The 20798-nt window shown below is 34.9% G+C and carries 18 protein-coding genes and 3 tRNA genes; 9 read left to right on the forward strand and 12 right to left on the reverse strand.

Annotated features, from left to right (window positions below):
* Positions 1-70: 70 nt before the first annotated feature.
* Both BM361_RS08980 and BM361_RS08985 read left to right on the forward strand, forming a co-directional pair.
* A tRNA-Ser gene (locus BM361_RS08980) sits at positions 71-154 on the forward strand.
* Between the two features lie 6 nt (positions 155-160).
* Positions 161-238: transfer RNA gene (locus tag BM361_RS08985), tRNA-Pro, on the forward strand.
* A gap of 1436 nt (positions 239-1674) precedes the next feature.
* On the opposite strand, the gene BM361_RS08990 is transcribed toward BM361_RS08985, so the two are convergent.
* Positions 1675-3225 carry an arylsulfatase gene (locus tag BM361_RS08990; RefSeq protein WP_083425899.1) on the reverse strand — a complete coding sequence of 517 codons (1551 nt, stop codon included), beginning with the start codon at positions 3223-3225 and terminating at the stop codon, positions 1675-1677.
* 525 nt (positions 3226-3750) lie between these two features.
* On the opposite strand from BM361_RS08990, the gene BM361_RS08995 reads away from it, so the two are divergent.
* The 3 genes from BM361_RS08995 to BM361_RS09005 are packed head-to-tail and all read left to right on the forward strand — an operon-like array spanning position 3751 to position 4570.
* Complete coding sequence (locus BM361_RS08995; protein WP_038262554.1) at positions 3751-4029, forward strand: rhodanese-like domain-containing protein; 279 nt, start codon at positions 3751-3753, stop codon at positions 4027-4029.
* 2 nt (positions 4030-4031) lie between these two features.
* Positions 4032-4355 (forward strand): rhodanese-like domain-containing protein, encoded by a 324-nt coding sequence (locus BM361_RS09000; RefSeq protein ID WP_074978332.1) that lies wholly within the window; start codon positions 4032-4034, stop codon positions 4353-4355.
* Positions 4352-4570, forward strand: coding sequence for a hypothetical protein (locus tag BM361_RS09005; protein WP_083425900.1), 219 nt, complete (start codon positions 4352-4354; stop codon positions 4568-4570). The genes BM361_RS09000 and BM361_RS09005 overlap by 4 nt, the downstream gene beginning before the upstream one ends.
* An 86-nt stretch (positions 4571-4656) precedes the next feature.
* Here the strand turns inward: BM361_RS09005 and BM361_RS09010 are convergent, their stop codons facing one another.
* The 3 genes from BM361_RS09010 to BM361_RS09020 all read right to left on the reverse strand — a co-directional run bounded on the left by BM361_RS09010 (position 4657) and on the right by BM361_RS09020 (position 8818).
* A complete protein-coding gene (locus tag BM361_RS09010) occupies positions 4657-6126 on the reverse strand; it encodes a sulfatase (RefSeq protein WP_074978334.1) in 1470 nt (489 codons plus the stop codon).
* A 129-nt stretch (positions 6127-6255) separates the two neighbouring features.
* On the reverse strand, positions 6256-6894 hold the full coding sequence (locus BM361_RS09015; RefSeq protein WP_074978335.1) for a response regulator: 639 nt from the start codon (positions 6892-6894) through the stop codon (positions 6256-6258).
* On the reverse strand, positions 6887-8818 hold the full coding sequence (locus BM361_RS09020; protein WP_074978337.1) for a tetratricopeptide repeat-containing sensor histidine kinase: 1932 nt from the start codon (positions 8816-8818) through the stop codon (positions 6887-6889). Before BM361_RS09020 ends, BM361_RS09015 begins: the two co-directional genes overlap by 8 nt.
* 135 nt (positions 8819-8953) lie before the next feature.
* Here BM361_RS09020 and BM361_RS09025 point away from each other — a divergent pair, with 135 nt between their 5' ends.
* From BM361_RS09025 to BM361_RS09035, 3 genes are all read left to right on the forward strand, one after another.
* Positions 8954-10153, forward strand: a complete 1200-nt coding sequence (locus tag BM361_RS09025) for an IPT/TIG domain-containing protein (protein WP_139226668.1) — start codon at positions 8954-8956, stop codon at positions 10151-10153.
* A gap of 138 nt (positions 10154-10291) precedes the next feature.
* Positions 10292-10365, forward strand: a tRNA-Arg gene (locus BM361_RS09030).
* A 237-nt stretch (positions 10366-10602) separates the two neighbouring features.
* Positions 10603-11835 (forward strand): site-specific integrase, encoded by a 1233-nt coding sequence (locus BM361_RS09035; protein WP_074978340.1) that lies wholly within the window; start codon positions 10603-10605, stop codon positions 11833-11835.
* Positions 11836-11945: 110 nt separating this feature from the next.
* Here the strand turns inward: BM361_RS09035 and BM361_RS09040 are convergent, their stop codons facing one another.
* Positions 11946-12365 (reverse strand): hypothetical protein, encoded by a 420-nt coding sequence (locus BM361_RS09040; protein WP_074978341.1) that lies wholly within the window; start codon positions 12363-12365, stop codon positions 11946-11948.
* Between the two features lie 196 nt (positions 12366-12561).
* Between BM361_RS09040 and BM361_RS09045 the strand changes: the two genes are divergently transcribed.
* Complete coding sequence (locus BM361_RS09045; RefSeq protein ID WP_074978343.1) at positions 12562-12738, forward strand: histone H1; 177 nt, start codon at positions 12562-12564, stop codon at positions 12736-12738.
* Between the two features lie 114 nt (positions 12739-12852).
* Here BM361_RS09045 and BM361_RS09050 read toward each other — a convergent pair whose 3' ends face one another.
* The 7 genes from BM361_RS09050 to BM361_RS09080 form a co-directional block, all read right to left on the reverse strand.
* On the reverse strand, positions 12853-13161 hold the full coding sequence (locus tag BM361_RS09050) for a hypothetical protein (RefSeq protein ID WP_139226670.1): 309 nt from the start codon (positions 13159-13161) through the stop codon (positions 12853-12855).
* Between the two features lie 770 nt (positions 13162-13931).
* A complete protein-coding gene (locus tag BM361_RS09055) occupies positions 13932-15281 on the reverse strand; it encodes a DUF2971 domain-containing protein (protein WP_074978346.1) in 1350 nt (449 codons plus the stop codon).
* Positions 15282-16151: 870 nt separating this feature from the next.
* A complete protein-coding gene (locus BM361_RS09060) occupies positions 16152-17189 on the reverse strand; it encodes a DUF1214 domain-containing protein (protein ID WP_083425901.1) in 1038 nt (345 codons plus the stop codon).
* Positions 17190-17349: 160 nt separating this feature from the next.
* Positions 17350-18765, reverse strand: coding sequence for a hypothetical protein (locus BM361_RS09065; RefSeq protein ID WP_074978347.1), 1416 nt, complete (start codon positions 18763-18765; stop codon positions 17350-17352).
* A gap of 418 nt (positions 18766-19183) precedes the next feature.
* Positions 19184-19414, reverse strand: coding sequence for a contact-dependent growth inhibition system immunity protein (locus BM361_RS17125; RefSeq protein ID WP_254785779.1), 231 nt, complete (start codon positions 19412-19414; stop codon positions 19184-19186).
* A gap of 165 nt (positions 19415-19579) precedes the next feature.
* A complete protein-coding gene (locus BM361_RS09075) occupies positions 19580-19942 on the reverse strand; it encodes a nuclear transport factor 2 family protein (RefSeq protein ID WP_217643767.1) in 363 nt (120 codons plus the stop codon).
* A 155-nt stretch (positions 19943-20097) separates the two neighbouring features.
* Positions 20098-20667, reverse strand: a complete 570-nt coding sequence (locus BM361_RS09080) for a Crp/Fnr family transcriptional regulator (RefSeq protein WP_074978351.1) — start codon at positions 20665-20667, stop codon at positions 20098-20100.
* Positions 20668-20798 lie beyond the last annotated feature (131 nt).

The following is a 20798-nucleotide window of genomic DNA, read 5'->3' on the forward strand; positions in this document are numbered from 1 at the left end:
CGTGCTATTATCCTATCTACTACATTTGCATCCGCATTTCAGAAGTGCATACGATCATTAAGAAAATATTGGAGAGGTGCCAGAGTGGTAATGGAGCAGATTGCTAATCTGTCAACGCGTAAGTGTTGCCAGGGTTCGAATCCCTGTCTCTCCGCATTTTCGGGGTGTAGCGTAGCCCGGTTATCGCGCCTCGTTTGGGACGAGGAGGTCGCAGGTTCGAATCCTGCCACCCCGACCAGAAAAGCTGAACTTAAGAGTTCAGCTTTTTTTATTTATACCCAGCCGAAAATATATTTTCGAGCGCAGGAATAAATAAAAAAAGATGCAAAGCGCGAGCTTTGTTCAGCGATTATGAGCAACGACCCCACTTCAGGATCACCGGAGGTAATCCATTGAATAAATCTTTCTATTTTTAGTTGGAGATGAGGTTAAAGCGCGAGCTTTGTTCAGCGATGATGAGCAACGATCTCACTTCAGGATCACCGCAGGTAATCCATCCATTGAAGATTTCATTTTTTTGAGAAGGAATTAAAGAGCGAGCTTTGTTCAGTGATGATGAGCAACGACCCCACTTCAGGATCACCGGAGGTAATCCATCCACTGAAGCTATTCATTTTTTTTGAGAAGGAATTAAAGCGCCAGCTTTGTTCAGCTTAGATGAGCAACAAACGGATCATGCCTAATTTTGTGTTTGTGCAAAAATTGTGATTGATTTTTGAAGGAATGATAGATTAAGCATCGAGTCACGAGATTGTATAGCGAATGCGGAATGACATGGGAGAGTGATGAGTGGATAGTGGATTCCGCAACAATGCGGAATGACATTGGGTGCGGAATGACATTGGGAGAGAACAGAGTAGTCTGGTTCCGGTTACTATATTATTGGATTCCATAATAGGTACAGAATGACAAGTTAGATGGATTCTAAATCATATTGCTTCAAAATACATATGTAGTGATCCCTGGTCTGTTTGATGGGAAACCAGATTGAAGTGGGTGATTAATACTTCTGGCAGTATCAGGCATAAGAGGTCCAGAAATAATCCGAATACTATTATTTTTTAGCAAAGATCTTAATCTATTATTCAATTCGCACTTAACTTTTGAGATTGATCCCAACAAAACGAATTCAGGATCACGGGAGGTTATGAGAAAGTTTGGAAACATTTTATACTTGATTGAATCTGAATCGATGTGTTCATACTTTATCCATACTTTAACTATGCTTCAACCATGCCTTAACTATGCCTGAAATGGGGTGTTTCCATGCTTGAATATTGATCAAATATCAAGCTAAAGAAAGAGTTTGTATTTTTTTATATCATTTTATACATCACGGCAATAAGATGCAAAATCGGCTAAATAGACTCTTTTGATTCGTGCCGTTTTGCACTATTGAATTAATTAACTAACGGTGTAAAGAAGAGGAAATGATTAAGGTTGTAAATCGTTAGGAATCAAATGGTATTCTAACATGCTTTGATCAAGAGTTTTTTTAGGAAGATAAGCAAGAAGCAAATATGCTCGTGCCTTTAGTTTGTTGATTATACGAGCCAGGAGGTTATTGACAAAACAGATATTTAATGAATATTACCTTGCAAGAAAGTATAAAGGGTATTTCAATACCCTTTATACAATACTTTGACAAGTTTTTCTATAGGATCTTATGAGGCTTTATTGTTTTCCTTGCTGTAATTGTCTTATGAGCTCAGAAAAGTCGAAGCTTGTAGCCTTTTGAACGGGAGGGTACTTGACTAAAGTTTCAATGTGTTCAGCAAGTAATTCCTGCATAGGCTCATTAATAAATTGCTTTCGCTGTAACATGTCCGATTGGTCGGTCAGATTGTCAAAACTTTCATAAGGATCGAAATGAATATTGTACATGATCGGAAACTTTTGCTTGACATAAGGGGCGTAATAGTTTTCACTGGTTTGAAAGTGCATTTTCCATTGATTTATTCGAACGGCACGAATGTCTGATTCATGATAGTATATGAAACTATTTCGATTGCTTTTATCTGATTTCCCCAACCAGTAATCTAGGTTGTTTACTCCATCTATGTATTGATTTTTTTCATTAAGCATTTTTTGTGCTACATCAGGAACACCGGCAGCTGCAGCTAAGGTGGTAAATATGTCCATATGCGCTTGAATGCCTTGTAATCTTTTACCACCATCAATCTTGTCTTTCCACATGACTAACATAGGTACTCTTACACCTCCTTCGTAAGTTGTCATTTTTTCACCTCTGAAAGGAGTGGTTCCTCCATGAGTACGTGCACTATGTTCTGGACCGTTATCTGTAGAATAAATAACAATGGTGTTTTCGAGTAGGCCCATTTTGTCTAATTCATCCAAAATTTCACCCACCATCATATCGTGTTCAATCATTCCACTTCCATAAAAGTCGTGCTCTGTGGTGTAGGGTAAAGCTAAATATCTGCTTTCTTTTTTTAAGCGCGTAAACATGTGCATTCTACTCGGATTGAACCATGCAAAGAAAGGTTTATCATCCTTTTTAGATCTTTTAATAAAATCCATCATAGCCTCTTTGAACTCTTCATCAACGGTTTCCATTCTTTCTCTGGAAAGTTGTCCAGTGTCTTCAATTTTTTGTTTACCTACTTTTCCAAATCTTGGGTCAACGGTATTATCATCCACGTTTGTAGCCCAGGTGTGTAATACACCTCTGGTACCATGTTTTTTGAAATATTCCGGATCCTGAGGGTAATCCATTTGTTGATATTCTTCCTGTGTATTGAGATGGTATAGGTTCCCAAAGAATTCATCGAATCCATGGACAGTTGGTAAGTGTTCGTTTCTATCGCCTAAATGATTTTTTCCAAATTGGCCAGTAGCATATCCTTGTTCTTTCAGGACTTCAGCCAGTGTTGGAGATTCTTTTTTAAGACCCAGTTCGGCACCCGGTCGTCCTACGGTTGTCATGCCGCTACGTATTGGGTATTGTCCAGTGATAAGTGCAGCACGGCCTGCTGTACATGAGGGTTGTGCATAGTGTTCCGTAAACATAATACCATTTTTCGCAACTCGGTCAATGTTTGGTGTGTTATACCCCATAACTCCGTTGCCATAGGCACTAACATTACTCCAGCCAACATCGTCAGGGAAAATAATTAGGATATTTGGTTTTTCTTGTGCATTACTGATCAATGGAATGAGTAGTAAAATGCAGAGGGTCTTAAAATAGCGAGCTGTGTTCTTCATGAGTTAATTTAATTAATGATTTAATAAATGAGTTGTTAAGGTTTTTCCGAAGTGAGGGATAGCTATCAGGAAATGTTGTTTTACCCAATTGCATTGTAAACAAAAGCAAACGAATGTTTTTTCATAATCATGGTTGAGGCTATGTTGATCTATAACAGTAGTCACTGTAAAGTCAACCGTAGGAAATGGTTTATGAAAAAATAGTCTTAGCATGTATGTTTGTTTTATGTGCTATAAAAACATACGAGGTCGAAATTTAATTTTCTTTTAGAATTCAAATTTCAGAGGGGATTTCTAAGATAAGGAATATTTATATAAAATGGTATTTTTCTTACTTAAGATAATAAAAAATTATTAAAATTAATTAGCTGGTTATTTGATAAATACTTATTGATGCTTTGCACTTAATCACTCATACGAGTAAATAGCATTTTTTTAGAAATATAATGCCGTAGGTAACAAAAGTTGCTGACTAGCTTTTTGTTGACATCTATTTTTGTGGTATAATTTTTAAAAAGAGAAATTATGGAGATGGAGAATCTAATCAGGGAAGATAAGGGTACGATTATAGATGTGCGTAACCGACATGAGTTTAGTTCAGGGCATGTTGAGGGCTCGGAGAATATACCATTAAATGAGATCTCAGGGAGACTTGAAGAATTAAAACAATTACCAGGACCATTAGTGCTATGCTGTGCCTCAGGAATGCGAAGCGGACAAGTAGAGCGGTTTTTAAAAGAAAATAATATTCCATGTGTGAATGCTGGTTCATGGATGGATGTTAATTATATTAAACACTCATAATTATGCTGAATATATTAAAAAGGCTTTTTGGCTCCGGATCAGGGACAAGTCCGGATTTTACTGAATTGTTAAAAAACGATGGAATTATCATTGATGTGCGGACCAGTGGTGAGTACGCCTCGGGTCATATTAAAGGATCTAAGAATATACCATTAAATACGCTGTCTGGTAATCTTTCTAAATTAAAGAATAAAGAACGGCCTATTATTACCTGTTGTGCTTCGGGCATGCGAAGTGCGACGGCAAAGAACATTCTTAAAAACCAAGGGTTTACCAATGTACATAATGGAGGTGGTTGGAAGCGTCTTAACCAAAAGATTTCATGATTAAAAACAGGATCCTAAAAGGATGGAATATTTTAAGGCTGGTATTTCTTGGTGTAGGCGTACTCGTGCTCATCCAGGGAATTCAATACGGGCAGTGGCCAGGGCTTCTTTTAGGGCTTTATTTGTTTCTTAAAGGGCTCTTAGGGCTTGGTTGTGCCGGAGGATACTGTAGCGGAGGAGGCTGCGATATTTCGCCGGAGGATGATATTAAGTAAGGTTGAGGTTTTGGTTATTCAAAAAAGATGATCGTAGGTTATACTTACGATCATCTTTTTTATATTCTTTAGTTTGTTTTTAATTCTTATTTCCCTTTCGCGTAGTTAATGTTTAAATCATTAGTTCTTACGGCTTTCAATTTTTCTTTCAGCTTATGCTGCATTTCCTGAACGATGTTATTGAACTGTGGGTTGTATGCAAGGTTATTATATTGTTTTTCGTCGTATTCCATATCGAAGAGTTCCATGCCTTTACTGGCGTCTTCCCCATACTGGATGTATGCCCATTTATCAGTTCTGATAAGAAAGGTATCTCCTCCCTGGGTGGTAGAAAATGCATGGTCTCTGATTTCTACTTCAGGATTCGTTAGCGATGGACTGAGATCTTTTCCCTGAAGTCCTTCGGGTACTTTTAACCCAGCCAGGTTTGCAACCGTAGGATACAAGTCTAAGAGTTCTGCAAAAGAATGGCATACGCCCGGGGCTTTTCCAGGTACTTTAATGATCATAGGGACTCTTACCGATTCTTCGTGCAGGCTTACCTTCATCCAAAAACGATGTTCCCCCAAGTGGAAGCCATGGTCAGAGGTGAAAATAACGATGGTATTATCTTCTAAATTTTCCTCTTCCAGGGTTTTAAGTATTTTTCCTACCTGTGCATCCATATAGGATACAGAAGCATAATAGGCAGCGATTGCCTTTTGCTCTTGTTCTGTACTCATTTTAGCATTTACCGAAGTTACGTAGTTAATACCGCGTGCCGGAATATCATCCCAATCATTTTCAACCTGAGGGGGTACTACCATTTGTTGGTAGGGATAGGGCTCAAAGTATTTTTTTGGAGCCACAAAGGGGACATGCGGTCTAACGAGACCTACGGCTAAAAAAAATGGGTCCTTTTTATGTTTTTTAATAAGCTCTATAGTCTTTTGAGCTGTTTTTCCATCAGAATGTACCAGGTCATCACCGTCGGCTTTCACGGTGGTCATGACGTTTCCTCCTTTACGCTCGATCGTATTATACGGATTGTTTTGCACCAGCTCAGCTTCACCTTTTGCCTGCCATTCCGGACCCTGACTATTGAAGCGTTCAGTCCATGATGCTTCATCATCTTTGCCATTACTGCCTTTTTCGATATCAATTGGGACTCCCATATGGTATATTTTACTAACCCTGGCGGTATAATATCCATTGTTTTTAAATAACTGGGCGAACGATATTTTATCATTTCCTACATTTTCCCTTCCGCTGACATAGCCATAGGTTTGTGTGGCATTTGGATAGTAACCGAACATTAAGGAAGCCCGAGAAGGACCACAAACCGGATATTGAGAATAGGCACGAGAATAGAGGGTGCCTTCCTGTGCTAATTGATCTATATACGGAGTTTTACAGACCTTGTTTTCATATGACGAAACCGCAGTAGCGGTTAGATCGTCGGCAATGATGAATAATACATTCATCTTTTTGTTGGTGTCATTCTTTAAATTTTGTGCTTTTAAAGGGCCGATTGCACAAATAAACAGTAAAGACAGGATGGTAAAGGTATTTTTCATGGTGCTTAATGAATTCTGAATGCATTTGTCATTATTCTGAATAATAGGGCAAGCAATTTATGAAAAATTAGGAGTATTGCCCTAATATATTTCATGTATAATGGCGGTTTGAAATTCTCATGAAATTAATTAAATAAGATCCGTTTTGATAGCGTATTTCACCAGGCCGATCATGTTTTTAGCTTCCGTTTTTCTCATGAGGTTTTTTCTATGCGTTTCGATTGTGTTTTTGGAAATACACAGGGTATCAGCAATCTCCTGAGTGCTATATTCCCGAGCGATTAGTTTTAAAATTTCTTTTTCTCTGTTACTTAGGATAATATTTTGGTTCGAATTATCTTTTTTAAAAATGCTGTTGTTCAAAATTGCTTGAACGCTTTGAGGGAAAAAACGATGTCCGCTGCAAATTTCTGCTATGGCTTTGAGCAAGGTTACTTTTCCGGAATTTTTCAGAATGTAACCGTTAACCCCGGCCTTTATGGACTGATGAATGGTAGCACTGCTTTGGTGTGAACTGATTGCTAAAATTTTAATTGTGGTATCGAAACTTCTTACGGCCTTAACGAAGGATATACCGTTTAAGCCGGGCATTTCTATGTCGGTTATAATTAAATCGGGGGTTTGTTCTTTTAAAATATTTAGGGCTTGTTTACCATTATAAGCAATCCCTATAATTTCAAGATGCTCCTCTTGATTTAAGATAGAGGTAATTCCTTCCAAGAACATTTTATGGTCGTCTACAACAAGTATTCTATAGATTTCAGGCATGAGCTAAAGGGATATTTATATTGATAGTGGTTCCAGTATTAGGAATAGATTCAATTTGAATTTCACCATTGAGCGTATTAATTCTGGTTTTAATATTTGAAAGTCCTAATCCAAGATTCGCCTTGGATGGGTTAAAACCGACTCCATCATCTTCTATAATAAGGTTGAGATAATCTTCATGTACCGTTATATTGATGTTACAGTAGTTGGCCTCAGCATGTTTAAAAATATTAGTTAAAATTTCTTTTAATACAGGGTAAAGTTCGGTTTGAATGGTGTTCGAAATAAAGTTAATTTGGTTGTGCGGAAACAGGTAAAGTTCGACGATTGTTTTATTAGAATTATATTGGTCAACCAGATCTTCAAGAGATAATGTGAAGGGTTTGTCTGCAGGTTGAACGAAGAGATTCTGAGAAACCATTCTTAGTTCGTTATAGGTGGTGTCTACATTTTTGATTATATAATTTAACTGTTCTTCTTCAGACTTCAGGTGGGTTAATTGCATTTTAATAGCCGCAAGATTTCCGCCTATACTATCATGTAGATCTTTAGCAATTCTGCTTCGTTCTTGTTGTTGACCGTCCAATTTCGCCTGAATGCGTTCTGCCTTTTGAGTTTCTTTTAATGTAGCCAGTTGTTGATTTGCCAGTTCATCTTTTTTGTTAAGGAGGTCTTTTTGGAATTTGAGTTTTTGTTTATAAAGTAAGAACAATATGAAAATTAATATTCCCAATACGATCAAGGAAATCAAGAGTATGTTTCGCTGTTTTATTTGAGATGCGATCAGGTCGTTTTGTGCTGCAATTTTTATTTCATTGATTTCATTGCGGTGTTTAACTTCATATACTTCAATTTGGGTTAATTTTTCTGAATTGAAGATACTGTCCTTTACAGCTTTTGCCTGATTGTTAAAGTGCCTTGCTGTACTGGAATCCCTGATGGTTCGGGAGTATTCAACATAGATTTCAAAGAATTTTTCCCGATGCCGCAATGATCCTTTCGTCAATGTTATCGGGTTAGCCATTTCCAGGTAATACAATGCACTTTTTAGGTCTGGTTTATTTAGGTTGATGTTCGCTAAAAGTGTGTAAACCGGTATTAAATATGGGGTCAGTTTTATATTTTCAAAATATTCTTTTGAATTCAATAGAATCTTTTCTGCCTTTGCGAGGGAGTCTTTCAAGATTAATGCATTGGCAATATTGGTTTGATTAATCTGGTAGTTCGTTTTGTCTGTTTTGTTGGCAAAATAGGCTTCTGCCTTTCGGTAGTAATACAAGGATGAGTCGAGGTCTTTTTTAATAAGGGCATCTCCTAATCCCATATAGCAGCTGTTCTTAAAAAATGGACTAATGTTGGAGTATGACAGTGCTGTTCTAAATTGTTTTTCGGCCTGTTCTAAGTCTTTTATATACCAATAGGTATAACCGAGGTGATAGTATAACTTGCTGCGTAACTTTCCCTGATCGCCCGGAACCTTTAATAATGCATTGTAAAGTTCCTGAATCGCCTGAGGATATTTTTCTGTTTTTTTATCTACCTGGATTCCTCCTATGACAATATCGACATAGATATCCGGAAGATCCTGTATGATACCGGGGATGTAGTTAAAGATTTCTTTTGAATCTTTATAAAGTGTTGCAGCTGAATCGTACTGATTCAGTTTTTCAAATAGCTTTGCTTTTTCAGCATTGAGTATTAATTTTAAAGGAATCAGTCGTGGTATTGTATCCAGATATTTTTTGATCTCATTATAGCCGGAAATGGCTTTTGCGTATTCCTTTTGGTCTTTGTGCTGCGAAACTTCGTTCAGAATTTCTTTAATATATTTTTCTTCAAAAGTGGTGAGATCCAGGTGATAATTTTGTGCATGAACAAAAGCTGAAATGAAAAGGCAGAACGTTAATAAAATGGTTTTGTTCATGTAATTGCGGGGTGTTTAAAAACAAATGTATGAAATAATAGAAACTTAAAATTCACGGAAAACGGTGATAAATGGTTGGTTTTTATATTCTTTATTTGAATCATTTATTAATGTGTAATTCTGAAATCAAATCTTATGATGAATAAAGTATTGCTATTCGTTTTTTTATATTTCCTGACTTATGGATGTGATGGAGATGATGCTATAAATCAACCTTATGTGGCGGTGGTTCTCCCTGAATTGGTGGCCTCCGATAAGACCATAACCATTGAAGGTGAGGGGTTAGATAATAAACCGAATATAGTGTTTAACGGGAATACCATTTCCGATTTTAGGGTTAATTCGGAGCGGATTACATTCCAATTACCCGAAGGTAGTAGCAGTGGAGTTCTGGAACTAAGTCTTGAACAAACTGATTTTTATTTTGACACCTTTATTAAGGTAGTGGATGACCGATGGGAGCAGTTACCTTCCTTACCCTTTGCCCAATTTGAAATGGTAAATTCTTTGGTTGGATATGCTACTATTGATGATGGAAGTTTGAGTAAAATAAGACTTTATAAAACAATAGATGGAGGATTGAACTGGATAGTAATTTTAGAGACAGAGGCTGCTTCGTTCTTTTTTGAGGCCTATAATTCGAACCAGCTATGGGTATATGCGGGTTCAAACCGTTTTTACAGATCAATGGATGGTGGTTTAAATTGGGATGAAACTACAGTGCTGGATCTAAGGTATCTTGTTAAGCGTTTATTTTTTGTAAGTGACCAGGACGGTTTTTTGATTGCAGAACGAGGGGGGAACACCTATGTGTTTAAATCTGAAGACGGCGGAGTACAATGGAAGCAGTCCATTGAAATTAATGCCTACGATTTGGATATAGTTCAGACTTCTACCAGTAGTATTCAGCTAATAGATTACAAAACCGGAACTCTTTATACAACAAGTGATTTAGGAGTTGAATGGTTTCAGGGAGCAATTGATCTGGAGTTAGGCGTGGGTGCCAAAGTTGGTTATGGCGATATAGGATATGCTTTTTGGAATGCCTCAATAAATGATAAACAATCGCTGTATATTAAAGAGAATCCGAACGATCTGTGGCAAATGGTTAGTTTACCAGAATTTATAGCGAATCAAAAAATCATTTATGTACATCTTTTTGACACCGATAATATTTATATATTAACTAAAGAGGGCGGGAATTTATATAGCACAGACGGAGGTGTTTCATGGCAGCTATTCTTTTCGGAATCTATTCCTGTAACCGCTGTAACCGCTTTGGATGCTACGATATTTAAAATTGGTAAGGGAATATTGGAAAAACAGGAATTTTAATTGTTTTGATTATCAGTTCGTTTGCTTTTTAGTTTTATAAAAATCCCGATTTTATTTAAAAATATTCGATTTTATATTGCTTAGTATTTGTAAGGGTTATATATTTGCACCGCTTTTGTAGCAAAGAATTACAAAGCTGGTTGCGTAGCTCAGCTGGATAGAGCATCTGCCTTCTAAGCAGACGGTCGCAGGTTCGAATCCTGCCGCAATCACTTTTTTTAAAACCAAAAAACAGCAAAACCTTGCAAATCAGATGATTAGCAGGGTTTTGCTGTTTTAAAGACCCCATATAATTTGATATAATAAGGGTTTAAATGTCAACAAATCGGTCAACACTTTTGATTGATCAATTTTGTTGACCGAATTAGGGGTTAATTTGTTGATATACAGAGTTATAGTTGATTTGACTTTCAAAGGATTTTAAGTTTAATTAAAAACACATTTCAACTATGAAAACTTCACAAACATTTTCCATTCTATTTTGGGTCAATGCATCCAGGGCAATCGACGGTCAGGCTAAGCTATACGCCAGAGTAACCGTAAATGGTAAAAGAGCTAATTTTAGTCTTAAAAGACATATTAAACTATCGCTTTGGGACCCAAAAAGATCAAAACTGAAAGGTAACAGTGCTTACGCTCGTTCGGTCAACAAATACCTTGACCAAACCCATATGGAGATTTTTCAAGCCTATGAAGAGCTCAGAAAAGAAACGGATGTAATAACCGCAGATGCAATTCGGAGAAAGTATTTAAAAGAAGATCAGCAATACAAGAGCCTCGAGGAGTTGTTTGCCTATCATAACAAGATTTCGGAAAGGCAATTGCAGAAAGCCACTCTACGGCATTATAAGACCACTCAGCGTTATTTAAGAGAATTTATCTATGAGAATAAGGGATTAAAAAATGTAGCGCTAGATCAGGTGGATTATAAATTTTTGATTGGTTTTGAACATTTTTTAAGAAACTATATTCCCACAGACCATCAAAAGCCTATCGGGAATAATACAGTGATGCGTCATATGACCCGATTGAAGAAAATGACCAATTTGGCAATAAGGATTGAATGGTTAATGAAGGATCCTTTTCTGAATTACAAGACGAAATATCAAAAATCTGAACGGACCTATTTGAACGCCGGAGAACTTAAAATCATTGAAGAAAAGTCTTTAAGTATTGGGAGACTAGAATATGTACGAGATTTATTTGTTTTTAGCTGCTATTCCGGGCTATCCTATATTGATATCATGCATCTAAAACAAGAGCATTTACAAATGGGTTTCGATGGCAATATTTGGATTGTCAGTAAGCGTCAAAAGTCAGGAACCACTTCTAAGGTACCATTACTAGAAAAGGCAAAAGCGATTGTCCTAAAATATGGAGAAGATCCAAGAGCCAGGCATGAGGGAAGGTTGTTTCACAAAATATCGAACCAGAAGTTAAATGCGTATTTAAAGGAGTTGGCTATTCTATGTGAAATAAACAAAACTCTAACCTTTCATATGGCAAGACATACTTTTGCAACCACTGTAACGCTATCGAATGGTGTACCCATTGAAACGGTTTCAAAAATGTTAGGGCATACCAAACTGGCCACCACACAAATTTATGCTCGGGTGTTAGATAAAAAGATTAGTGAGGATATGAATTCACTAGCATTGAAATTGAATAGCAATAAAGATTAACAAGGTGATTTAGTTGATCGCTTAGAAAAGTAAACAACAGAACAATGAATTACATAAAAAACAGGATCGTTTAGTAATAAGGAAGTGTTTTAGTGTTCTTTTAAGAATGATTAAATACTGGTCAAGAGGAGTAATATAATAATGGCAATGCCTATTAGGCCTAGAATGATATAAACTAATTTGAGATTCCTGTAAGACCAGATCATAAGGCGTTGACTTTTGTTCAAATTGAAGAATAGATTAGGATAACTAAAATAAGGTAGTTTAAGCATATAGTTTTCAATTACGCCATAATTCTTCTTATCATCAGAGGATAACCTGATGGGACAGAATCGTTCATTAATAATGCTTTCTTCTAGCTCATAGCGAATATTAGCTGTAGTTTTTAAGGATTTCTCTATTACACGTTTTACATGGTATCCATGATAAATGGCAATCTTGTTTTTATCTAGCAGGATGTAAGATTGGCTTAAATCTGCATCACAGATAGCATTTAATGTAGAATTGTCATAGGTGACTGTTATACGCATAGATCGATTAAAAGTTGCGGGCAAATGTAATATTATATTATAAAATTCATACGATAAAGAGTTGGATTAACTATTTAAAAAATAAAAAGTATGCGATTTGATCGATGGATTAAATCAAACTTTTAGGCCTATGGATATACAATTTCACCGATCTAATCGTTAGGTTAGGGTATTTCGAAATTATAAATTAAATCTTATGAAAGAACTATTAGAAAAAATTGAAGCCGAGTTAGCAAGTTTTAAAGAAGATGCTTCTTTACAATTAGAAAAGGGAAATAAAGCGGCAGGAACCCGTGCTCGTAAATCATCCATGGAACTTGGAAAGCTTTTTAAAGAATTCAGAAAAGTATCTTTAGAAGAGTCTAAGAAATAATTTTCTTATCACGAGAGTCAACAATTATGTTGGCTCTTTTTTGAATTAATTAGATTTTAAAAAAAGGTAATCCTTCCAATACTTCAATAAAAGGCTAAATTGTGATATGTTTTTTTATTTATTAGAGGGCAAACAATCATCCCAAGATTCATATTCACAAATATTCAAGCCAAACTCTTTACACTTACCAACTATGGCATAATGAAGTTTCTGATCATTAAAAAGGGTAGAATCTAGTGCAATACAAATTAGACATTCATTGTTCAAAAAGTCGATAATGACTTCATTGATCCATTCATACTTATGATCTATTATATTATCATATTTTCTGCCAATAAAAGCAGAAAGAGTACATAGAAGGTCAATTTCGAGATGGTATTTTTTCATTTTATGGAGGTTGTAAATTAAGTGAAGCTTACACATTGGTGTTAACAATTCCGAGTGGATTGCTTCGCCAGTTCGCTACGCTCGTGTTGGACGCAGCCGAGTCCGGTATAATTCGGATATATATGAGCAGGTTTGCAAGACATTTTTGAGTACAATTGAAATTTCGGGTATTTGTTTATTATTCGTTCCAAGTCCATTTCAATATTCACATATAAAAAAATCAGTCATTTCAATTTGTCATTTTGATTGCTTTTTCGATCTCTTTTTAATATAAAAGTATGCTTCATGGACTATAAGAACTATTATTGAAATCACTAAAATCAGTTTTCTGTGAGGAATTTCAACTTTGAATATTATAGCCAAGAAGACTATGATAAGAATTATATAAATAGAGTAACTTAAGAAACTTTTCATATCTTTTTTATATTACAATAATTTAATAAATGCAGAATACTACATTTCAGATAGATTTAACTTTTAAACTGTCATATTTATAGGAAAGTCTAAACATATAGCGCTTATATATTTTTAATGATTATTAGATTTATTCCCTGTGGTTATTACAAAACTCTAGAATTAATAAGCTATCGTTTTTGTAAAAAAATCGATGTAATTGTGCTCTAAAATAGTTGAAATTTCCTAAATTAAAAATGGTAAATCTGTTAAAATGTAAAAAATACTAACTTAATAAGGATAACGCTTTTGGTTATGAATAATCACTACTTATAAAAGCAGTTAGAGTACACAGAATGTCAATTTTAAGGTAGTCTCCTTCCAATTCATGAAGGTAATAAATAAAGGGAAGCTTACAGTTGTAGGTAGTTATTTCTATTAAAAGGTTTTATTGTTCTAAATATTCCGTCATTGGAACAAAAATTTAATTTTCCATCATTACTCACTGTATAATACTCACCATGAATATTTGGTTCGCAATCATCGTATCTATAATCGCCATTCAGTCTTGTAGATGTAACTTTAGTAGAAAACTTACTTCCATCATGATAAATAGTTTCGAAAAATAACTCTCTATTTTTCTCTATAAGAATAATTCCACTGCTAACATATGGTGTTTCATCAATCCACTTTCCCAAGCTTTTTCTTTTATCATTAGTCAAGATATCTACAAGGGACATTTCTTGCTCAAGGGTTAGTCCGTTTATTTTAGATTCTAATTTGTCTTTTTCATAAGTGCTAATAGCCCAATATCCTTCTCCTTTTGAACCATCCTTTATTGTATATGAAACAAATAATCTTTCAACTTTCCTGAATATATCCTTTTTTAGTAGCTGAGCAATCCAATCTAATTGTTTTTTATTCACTTTGGACTCTAACTCTATTTCTACAATTCCTTTTTTATCTCTAATATAGAGTTTACTATTAATAACGAATTTGATTGGTTTGCCTTTAGTTACTTCTTTAGGTATTTCCTTTAGGTATGTATGTTTTTCTTTAGTTAAATCATTTATTTTAACCGCATCAAATTCATAAGAATTATGTTTTTGGATTATTTGATAAAATTGAACATTCCTCCCTTTTAATCTATCAATCATTAATTCTTTTTCCTTTTCGTTCATATTTAAGCCAAAATATATTGACTTCAAACAACTTGGTTCATAAGGGTGTTCTCCGTAAAAGCCAGTAACAATTCTATGTTCTTGTTCGTACTGCCACCTTTTAGATTTGTAACCAGCTAATTTCTGTACGATTTGTTCTGATTTAGTGTTATTTATATCTCGTATTCCGTATTCTGGTGGTTTCTTGTTATAGATAACAGGAAATGAAAAGGTTTCAAAGGATTTGTAACTATTTGCTAATAATTCCAAATCATATTCGATACAAAAACCTCTATGGCTATCTGCGTAATGTGCCCAAAGTAATTCGTCTTTAAAAGTTTTAGACAAAGAGTATATTCCTATTGCTTTTTTTTTGACATCAAATAGATTGTGAAGAGCTTTTTCGACTTCTGTAAACTGTTCCGAATTTTCTTTGCCAAATAGTTTAGCAAAGGTTCTAGATTGAACTTTGAAAGGGTCAGTATTTATTAAAGTTTCACAAGGGTCATTTAAATCATCAAATTTAGGTGCCCAATAAAAGTTTTTTTCAAGAGAGTCTAAATCTCGTTCAAAACTTCCTCCTCTGTATTTAAAGACTCTCATTTTCTATAATTACCTACAACGGTTATATAATGTGTGTGCCCAGCATGAGCATCTTTATCATATCGAAGATATGATTTTAATCTAGAGGCTGCAAGTCCCTTATGGGCAGGGGTTACCCCATGAACCATTAGCAAGTCGCAAGGTTGCTAGCTGTGAAGCTAGGAATGAAGGTTATTGCGATTGAATAATGAGCAATACTAAGCAAATTTCGGTACTGAGGAACACGAACCATATACCGAGGCTATGAGGTCGGATGAGTAGGCACATAACTGATAAGTCCAAAGTATCTTATGTAGAGAAGCACCAAAGTAGTAGATATGGTAGGAATCAAAAGAAAGAAGATGTTCTTACCTGGAGGGCGGAGCGTTAGGAAAATGTCTGGTAGACATTTTTAGCGAACGAGCCTGCTGGCGTGTGGGCACTACGTGGTGGTCTATGGGAGAAGTCAGCAGCGGTCATGGTACTCGTAGTAAACGAGGTATATTATTTTACACAGGTTTCACAAACGAGGAAGGACCGAACAATACCCCCTTTGAAATATACTTAGGAGCTGAGCTTGTGAATGGGTGTCCGAATCCCAGTTAAGTTTGGTAGCCTAAGAATAAATTAGAAGGCGGTTCAATTTGGTGTAAAGAGCGAATTGAAAGATGGTTATTGAACCGCCGTATATACACCCCGCTTGGTTTATCCTGAGCGACAGCCGAAGGGTAAGGTGATGTACTCAGAATAATGTTTTTGTTTTTATAAGTATTCGTTAATATGAATATTTGAAAGGGGTACAATGGGTTTAACATTCATGGCCGTCTACTCGATTAGGGCATATTTTTATTCTTTTAAATCGCTAAAAAATCAAATTATAATTATTCCATCTTAATTTGATTTTTCAACTTCGGGAACCAAATAATCGCCACTTAAAACTTCTTCTCCTGGCAGGTAAACTCTTAATAAAAAATTCCAACCTTCAGGCGCATCTAGACGATTTGGAACTTCGCCACAAACATCTTTTGATCCATAATGTACGGTGAAGGTTCCATCTCCGTTTAGTTGAACATTGGAATTATTTAACAGACAATTCTCCGTTTTGATATAACCGTCATCTCCGTAAACGGTAATAGACCAGAACCCCTTATTCACTGGTACTTTATAGGTGGCGGTGTAGCAGTCTGAAGCACTTATTTCTTTTGGCTTATAATTTAGATAGGTTGCAGCTTCTTCAGGCAACAAGCCCCAGGCAGCTGCTGCAGCAATGTGCCTTGTCTTTTCATTTACTGCACCTCTTTTTCCCATCATACCTTCCCAGCTTGAATATTTAGCACTTTCCTCATTATAAACTGCTCTTAAGGAATCTAATGATTCTAAATTCCACTTAAATTCGGGAAACTCTTGGCTAGAGATAGACTTTACAATAAATTTATCTTGAAGATCATTTAGTAATGCAATTTCTTCATTGTCACCTGCATCGAAGACCTGAAGCCTTATGATGATGTATAGAAAATCAGTGTTGCCCTCTATTTTGTATTGACCAGGTTGATAAATCAAATCTTGTACGTAGTGGTCATTATCAATGATGAAAATAGATGCATATCGATCATCTGGCATTTCAGGAAATGTGATATCCAAGCCATCACTTGCATCAAATACTCCTCCTGAGTAGAGTACATCTCTATTCATTCGAATCACTGTTTGCTTATCTAATGGTGTTGGTTGTCGAAAGTGGAAAAACTTGTTGGTTTGTCCAGCATTTTTTATCATTTCCATGAAGGCGCGATCTGTTTCTGCTCGAATAAATGTTTCCGGTGTAACTATGACAGGCTCATTTGTAGCTTTGGTTTTTTCCTGTTTTGATTTCTTGGTTTGATTGCATGCCAGCAGAGTCATGGCAACGATCATAAATAATACTTTTTTCATATCGTCCTCTTTTAATGTTTGCCAACGGTTTGGCTATGATTTCGGCGTGGAATCGTCCACAGGACTATTCCGCAGAGAAATCAAGCTGGTTATATATTTTACTTTTCGGTTTTGCACTATAGCCCCGCTGAATTACAGCCCTGGTTGTAATCAGTGCTTTTTATTTCATTGATATTAATATACTTAATTTTCCTGAACCTTTATTAGTCTCAATTTTTAAAGTAAAAGTTTCAAATTCCCATATTCGTCCATACCATTTGTTGGATTGAATCAAATCCTTTTCTTTTTCCCATTCAAATCTTTCTTTAAAATATTTATCCGCTCTAAAAATTTCAACCGCATTATTCACAACTAATTCGTACTCTCTTATAAATGTGAAGTTTGAATAATTATTGGTTTTTCGATAAAAATAAAGGTAGCATTTACCATCCTCTAGGATTTTGTCAATTCTATTAAAGAATCCTAAATAATTATGAAAAGGCTTAATTGTAACAGTCTCTCTATTTATATCAATAGATTTATAAGAATCCACAATCAATCCATTTTTCAAATCATTCACTAAAAGTTTGGAAAAAGTATTTTGGTCTTTTTCTTCCTTTTCGACAATAAAGTCAAAAGATTGGATGAATTCATCAGCGTGAATAACTTTTGTGTCAATTCCAAGTAACTTATAAAGTGCTCTGGTTTTTTTTAGAAAACCATTATCGTCTGAAACAACACAATCGCAGTAAGCTCCATAATAACTGTGAATCCCATCATTAAGCATATTATTGAATCTAACACTTTTAGATGGTTCTTTACTTATTCCTAAAAGGTCAAGAGTAAAATATGCGTTTGTAAAAAAGTCATATTTTGATATTTCCTTGTCTCCATTTGGGTTTAAATTACTATTCACATATTCTATAAACGTCTTTTGAAGATAAGAATCTTTCAAGTCTTCATTGAAATCTATCTCGTCATAGTCAATGATAAACTTTCCATTATTAATATGCTTGTCTGTAACGTTTCTCAATTCTTTATACACAGATTTATCCTCCTGCATATTTTTAAGCATTCCCATAAAATGTTCGCTCCATTGCATTATACTCATTGGTTCTTTACCAAAAGAAAGAAAGTTTTTTAAAGGGGTAGTTATTGAAGAGTCCAAGTTTTCCATTTCTGGAAAGTTGAAATCTAATTTTGTATCGGTTAATAGAGTTTTTGCATTTTCAATTTTTTCTCGGTCTTCTGGATTTAGGTCGCTCGTGTCAAAATCAAAGATGCTTGAGAAATCAATATCATCATTTTCTTTTTCAACATCAGCAAATGCTTCTAAAGGTCTTGCTAAATAGCAAGAAGTTTTCTTTTCAATTGCGTGGTATGATAGGTAATTATCATTTACAATTGAATCCATAAATTCTAATTCGGAATATTTAATATTCGTTTTATCGTTTTTTAAATCTCGAAGATGTGCATGAGAGTAACAGAATAAACTTGCCTTTTGTTTCCTGATTTGATTCAATAGTTTGACATATTTAGCTTTTTCCTGTTTGAACAGGTGACTGAAGATTTGTTTGTCAAAATATATTCTTGGCATTCATTTTCGGCATTGGTTACAATGTATTTATAAACACCATATAGTGTTTATTTTACTCTATAAATATAAAACAAAAGCTCCCCAACTTTCCACGGGGCTTTTTCCCCTTTCCCAAAGAAAAACAAAAATAACTAAACCTAATTACGGAAAACCTCACTTAAACTCTATGGTAAAATAAAAGCCCTTAAAAGGGCTTATTTAGAGCTTGTTTTTATAAAATTATTGACTTGCGCAACAGCTACCGGTGTTGTGCACTGGCTTTTATTTTTTCATTTATTCGGTCAAATTTCTTTTCTCCGAGTTCAGTTTTTATTTGGTCAGAGTTTTGTTCTACTAAGTTTGTAAAAGTTCGAAATTCAGTTTGCTTTTCATTCCAAAATTCAGTCGGTAAACCTGAAACAGCAACAAGTAAATCTCCTTAGTAAAAGTCGCCTTCAGTCAATATATTTCGTTCAAGTTTTTCGAGTGCAACTCCGATTAGATATTCCGTTCCGATTTGTTGAGAAAACAGAAGTCTTATTTGCTCATCAGTCAAATCTGTAATATTTATTTTCCGATACTGATAACATTTTTTTACCATATCAGTCGGAAACTCGGAAGGCTCTTTCCAATAATCTTTCTCTAATTGTTCGATTGATTTCGTTTTCATTTTAGCTTGTGCACAACGGTTTTGTGTATGAGCAGTAGCGGATTTTATGCATTTACGTTTCAAATAACAAGGTACTTAATTAAATGCAAAAACGATTCAAGTTTACACTCAAACCGCTATTGCTTATACACCGTGTTGGCGGTAGTTTTTACTTTACTCAAATATTTATTCCCTTACAATTGGAATATCACTTACAATTTTCCATTTATTGTTTTCATCTTGAATTAAGACAAGGAACTTATGCATATCTGATGTTGTTTCCAATAAATATAGAACATCTACAATTGCTGTGTGTCCTGAAATTTTTACATCATTGAAGTTGATGTTATAACTTGTACCTCCTATTTTTTCGTCTTTCATCATTTGCAAATAGTTATCTTTTGAAATGATTACAGCATTTTCATTTCCTTTAAATCGATTTGCTATTACTCGGTAGTCTCTATGTAATAGTTCAGTGAGTTGTTCAGCATCTCTATTTGCAGCAGCTTCTTCAATAGATGTTACTGTCTCTTTAATTTGATTTTCCATATTGTTTTGATTTTGTGCCTTACAGTTTAAAAGGCTGATTGTGCTTAAAAAGGTTATTAGAATTAATTGTCTCATTTTTTAGTGCTTATTTATTAAAGCTCAAAATTATTGAGAAGTCAATCCCTTTCCTTTGACGAAAGTCACAAAATCAATGATTAAATCCTTTTCCGAATTCTACTCAAAGATTCTCTACTTATTCCCAAGTATGAAGCTAAATATTGAAGGGGAATCCGTTCAATTAATTCAGGGCGGTTTTCGAGAATGTATAAATACCTTTCTTTAGGAGAATATGTTGTTAAAAATGAAGAATATTTTTGTTCGCTTATAGTTAATTTTTCCAATATCATTCGTCCTAACTTTTGGTAGAATTCAGATTTTTTATAAAGAGTTACCAATTTAGCTTTGTCAATGTATAGAACTGTACTGTTTTCAATTGCTTGGATATTTTTTTGCGAAGGAATATTATTGGTCATACTTTCAATTTCTCGAAGAAAATCATTTTGAAAGTAGAATGCAGTATTTATCTCCTTACCATCATTATTTATGTGAAAAGATCTAATTGTTCCTTCCGATAAGAAGTAAATTCCTCGACAGATTTGTCCTTGTTTTAAGAGATATTCTTTCTTTTTGAGTTTTTTCGTTTCAAGGATAGATTCAAAAATATTCCAATCCTCATCTGTTATTTTTAAAATCTTTTCAAATGTATTTTTTAATGGTAAGTACATTGTCTCGTTTAATTACCGCTAACGGATGGCGGTATGAAAATGTTGCCGACTGCAGGCGATTCACTGTCCAATTGCACAGAAGCTAAATCGTGCTACAATCGTTGAATAACCTACTGTCTCGGCAATTTTTT

It is taken from the genome of Zhouia amylolytica (genome assembly GCF_900116365.1).
GTDB classification, from domain to species: Bacteria; Bacteroidota; Bacteroidia; order Flavobacteriales; family Flavobacteriaceae; genus Zhouia; species Zhouia amylolytica.

What these genes read in the sequence shown, in the direction of transcription:
- BM361_RS09015 (WP_074978335.1), bottom strand. Translation starts at nt 6,894, where the DNA reads ATGCCTGAAATCTATAGAATACTTGTTGTAGACGACCATAAAATGTTC.
- BM361_RS09065 (WP_074978347.1), bottom strand. Translation starts at nt 18,765, where the DNA reads ATGCCAAGAATATATTTTGACAAACAAATCTTCAGTCACCTGTTCAAA.
- BM361_RS09005 (WP_083425900.1), top strand. Translation starts at nt 4,352, where the DNA reads ATGATTAAAAACAGGATCCTAAAAGGATGGAATATTTTAAGGCTGGTA.
- BM361_RS08990 (WP_083425899.1), bottom strand. Translation starts at nt 3,225, where the DNA reads ATGAAGAACACAGCTCGCTATTTTAAGACCCTCTGCATTTTACTACTC.
- BM361_RS09045 (WP_074978343.1), top strand. Translation starts at nt 12,562, where the DNA reads ATGAAAGAACTATTAGAAAAAATTGAAGCCGAGTTAGCAAGTTTTAAA.
- BM361_RS09060 (WP_083425901.1), bottom strand. Translation starts at nt 17,189, where the DNA reads ATGAAAAAAGTATTATTTATGATCGTTGCCATGACTCTGCTGGCATGC.
- BM361_RS09035 (WP_074978340.1), top strand. Translation starts at nt 10,603, where the DNA reads ATGAAAACTTCACAAACATTTTCCATTCTATTTTGGGTCAATGCATCC.
- BM361_RS09040 (WP_074978341.1), bottom strand. Translation starts at nt 12,365, where the DNA reads ATGCGTATAACAGTCACCTATGACAATTCTACATTAAATGCTATCTGT.
- BM361_RS09000 (WP_074978332.1), top strand. Translation starts at nt 4,032, where the DNA reads ATGCTGAATATATTAAAAAGGCTTTTTGGCTCCGGATCAGGGACAAGT.
- BM361_RS09010 (WP_074978334.1), bottom strand. Translation starts at nt 6,126, where the DNA reads ATGAAAAATACCTTTACCATCCTGTCTTTACTGTTTATTTGTGCAATC.
- BM361_RS09050 (WP_139226670.1), bottom strand. Translation starts at nt 13,161, where the DNA reads ATGTGTAAGCTTCACTTAATTTACAACCTCCATAAAATGAAAAAATAC.
- BM361_RS08995 (WP_038262554.1), top strand. Translation starts at nt 3,751, where the DNA reads ATGGAGATGGAGAATCTAATCAGGGAAGATAAGGGTACGATTATAGAT.
- BM361_RS17125 (WP_254785779.1), bottom strand. Translation starts at nt 19,414, where the DNA reads ATGAAAACGAAATCAATCGAACAATTAGAGAAAGATTATTGGAAAGAG.
- BM361_RS09055 (WP_074978346.1), bottom strand. Translation starts at nt 15,281, where the DNA reads ATGAGAGTCTTTAAATACAGAGGAGGAAGTTTTGAACGAGATTTAGAC.
- BM361_RS09020 (WP_074978337.1), bottom strand. Translation starts at nt 8,818, where the DNA reads ATGAACAAAACCATTTTATTAACGTTCTGCCTTTTCATTTCAGCTTTT.
- BM361_RS09075 (WP_217643767.1), bottom strand. Translation starts at nt 19,942, where the DNA reads ATGGAAAATCAAATTAAAGAGACAGTAACATCTATTGAAGAAGCTGCT.
- BM361_RS09025 (WP_139226668.1), top strand. Translation starts at nt 8,954, where the DNA reads ATGATGAATAAAGTATTGCTATTCGTTTTTTTATATTTCCTGACTTAT.
- BM361_RS09080 (WP_074978351.1), bottom strand. Translation starts at nt 20,667, where the DNA reads ATGTACTTACCATTAAAAAATACATTTGAAAAGATTTTAAAAATAACA.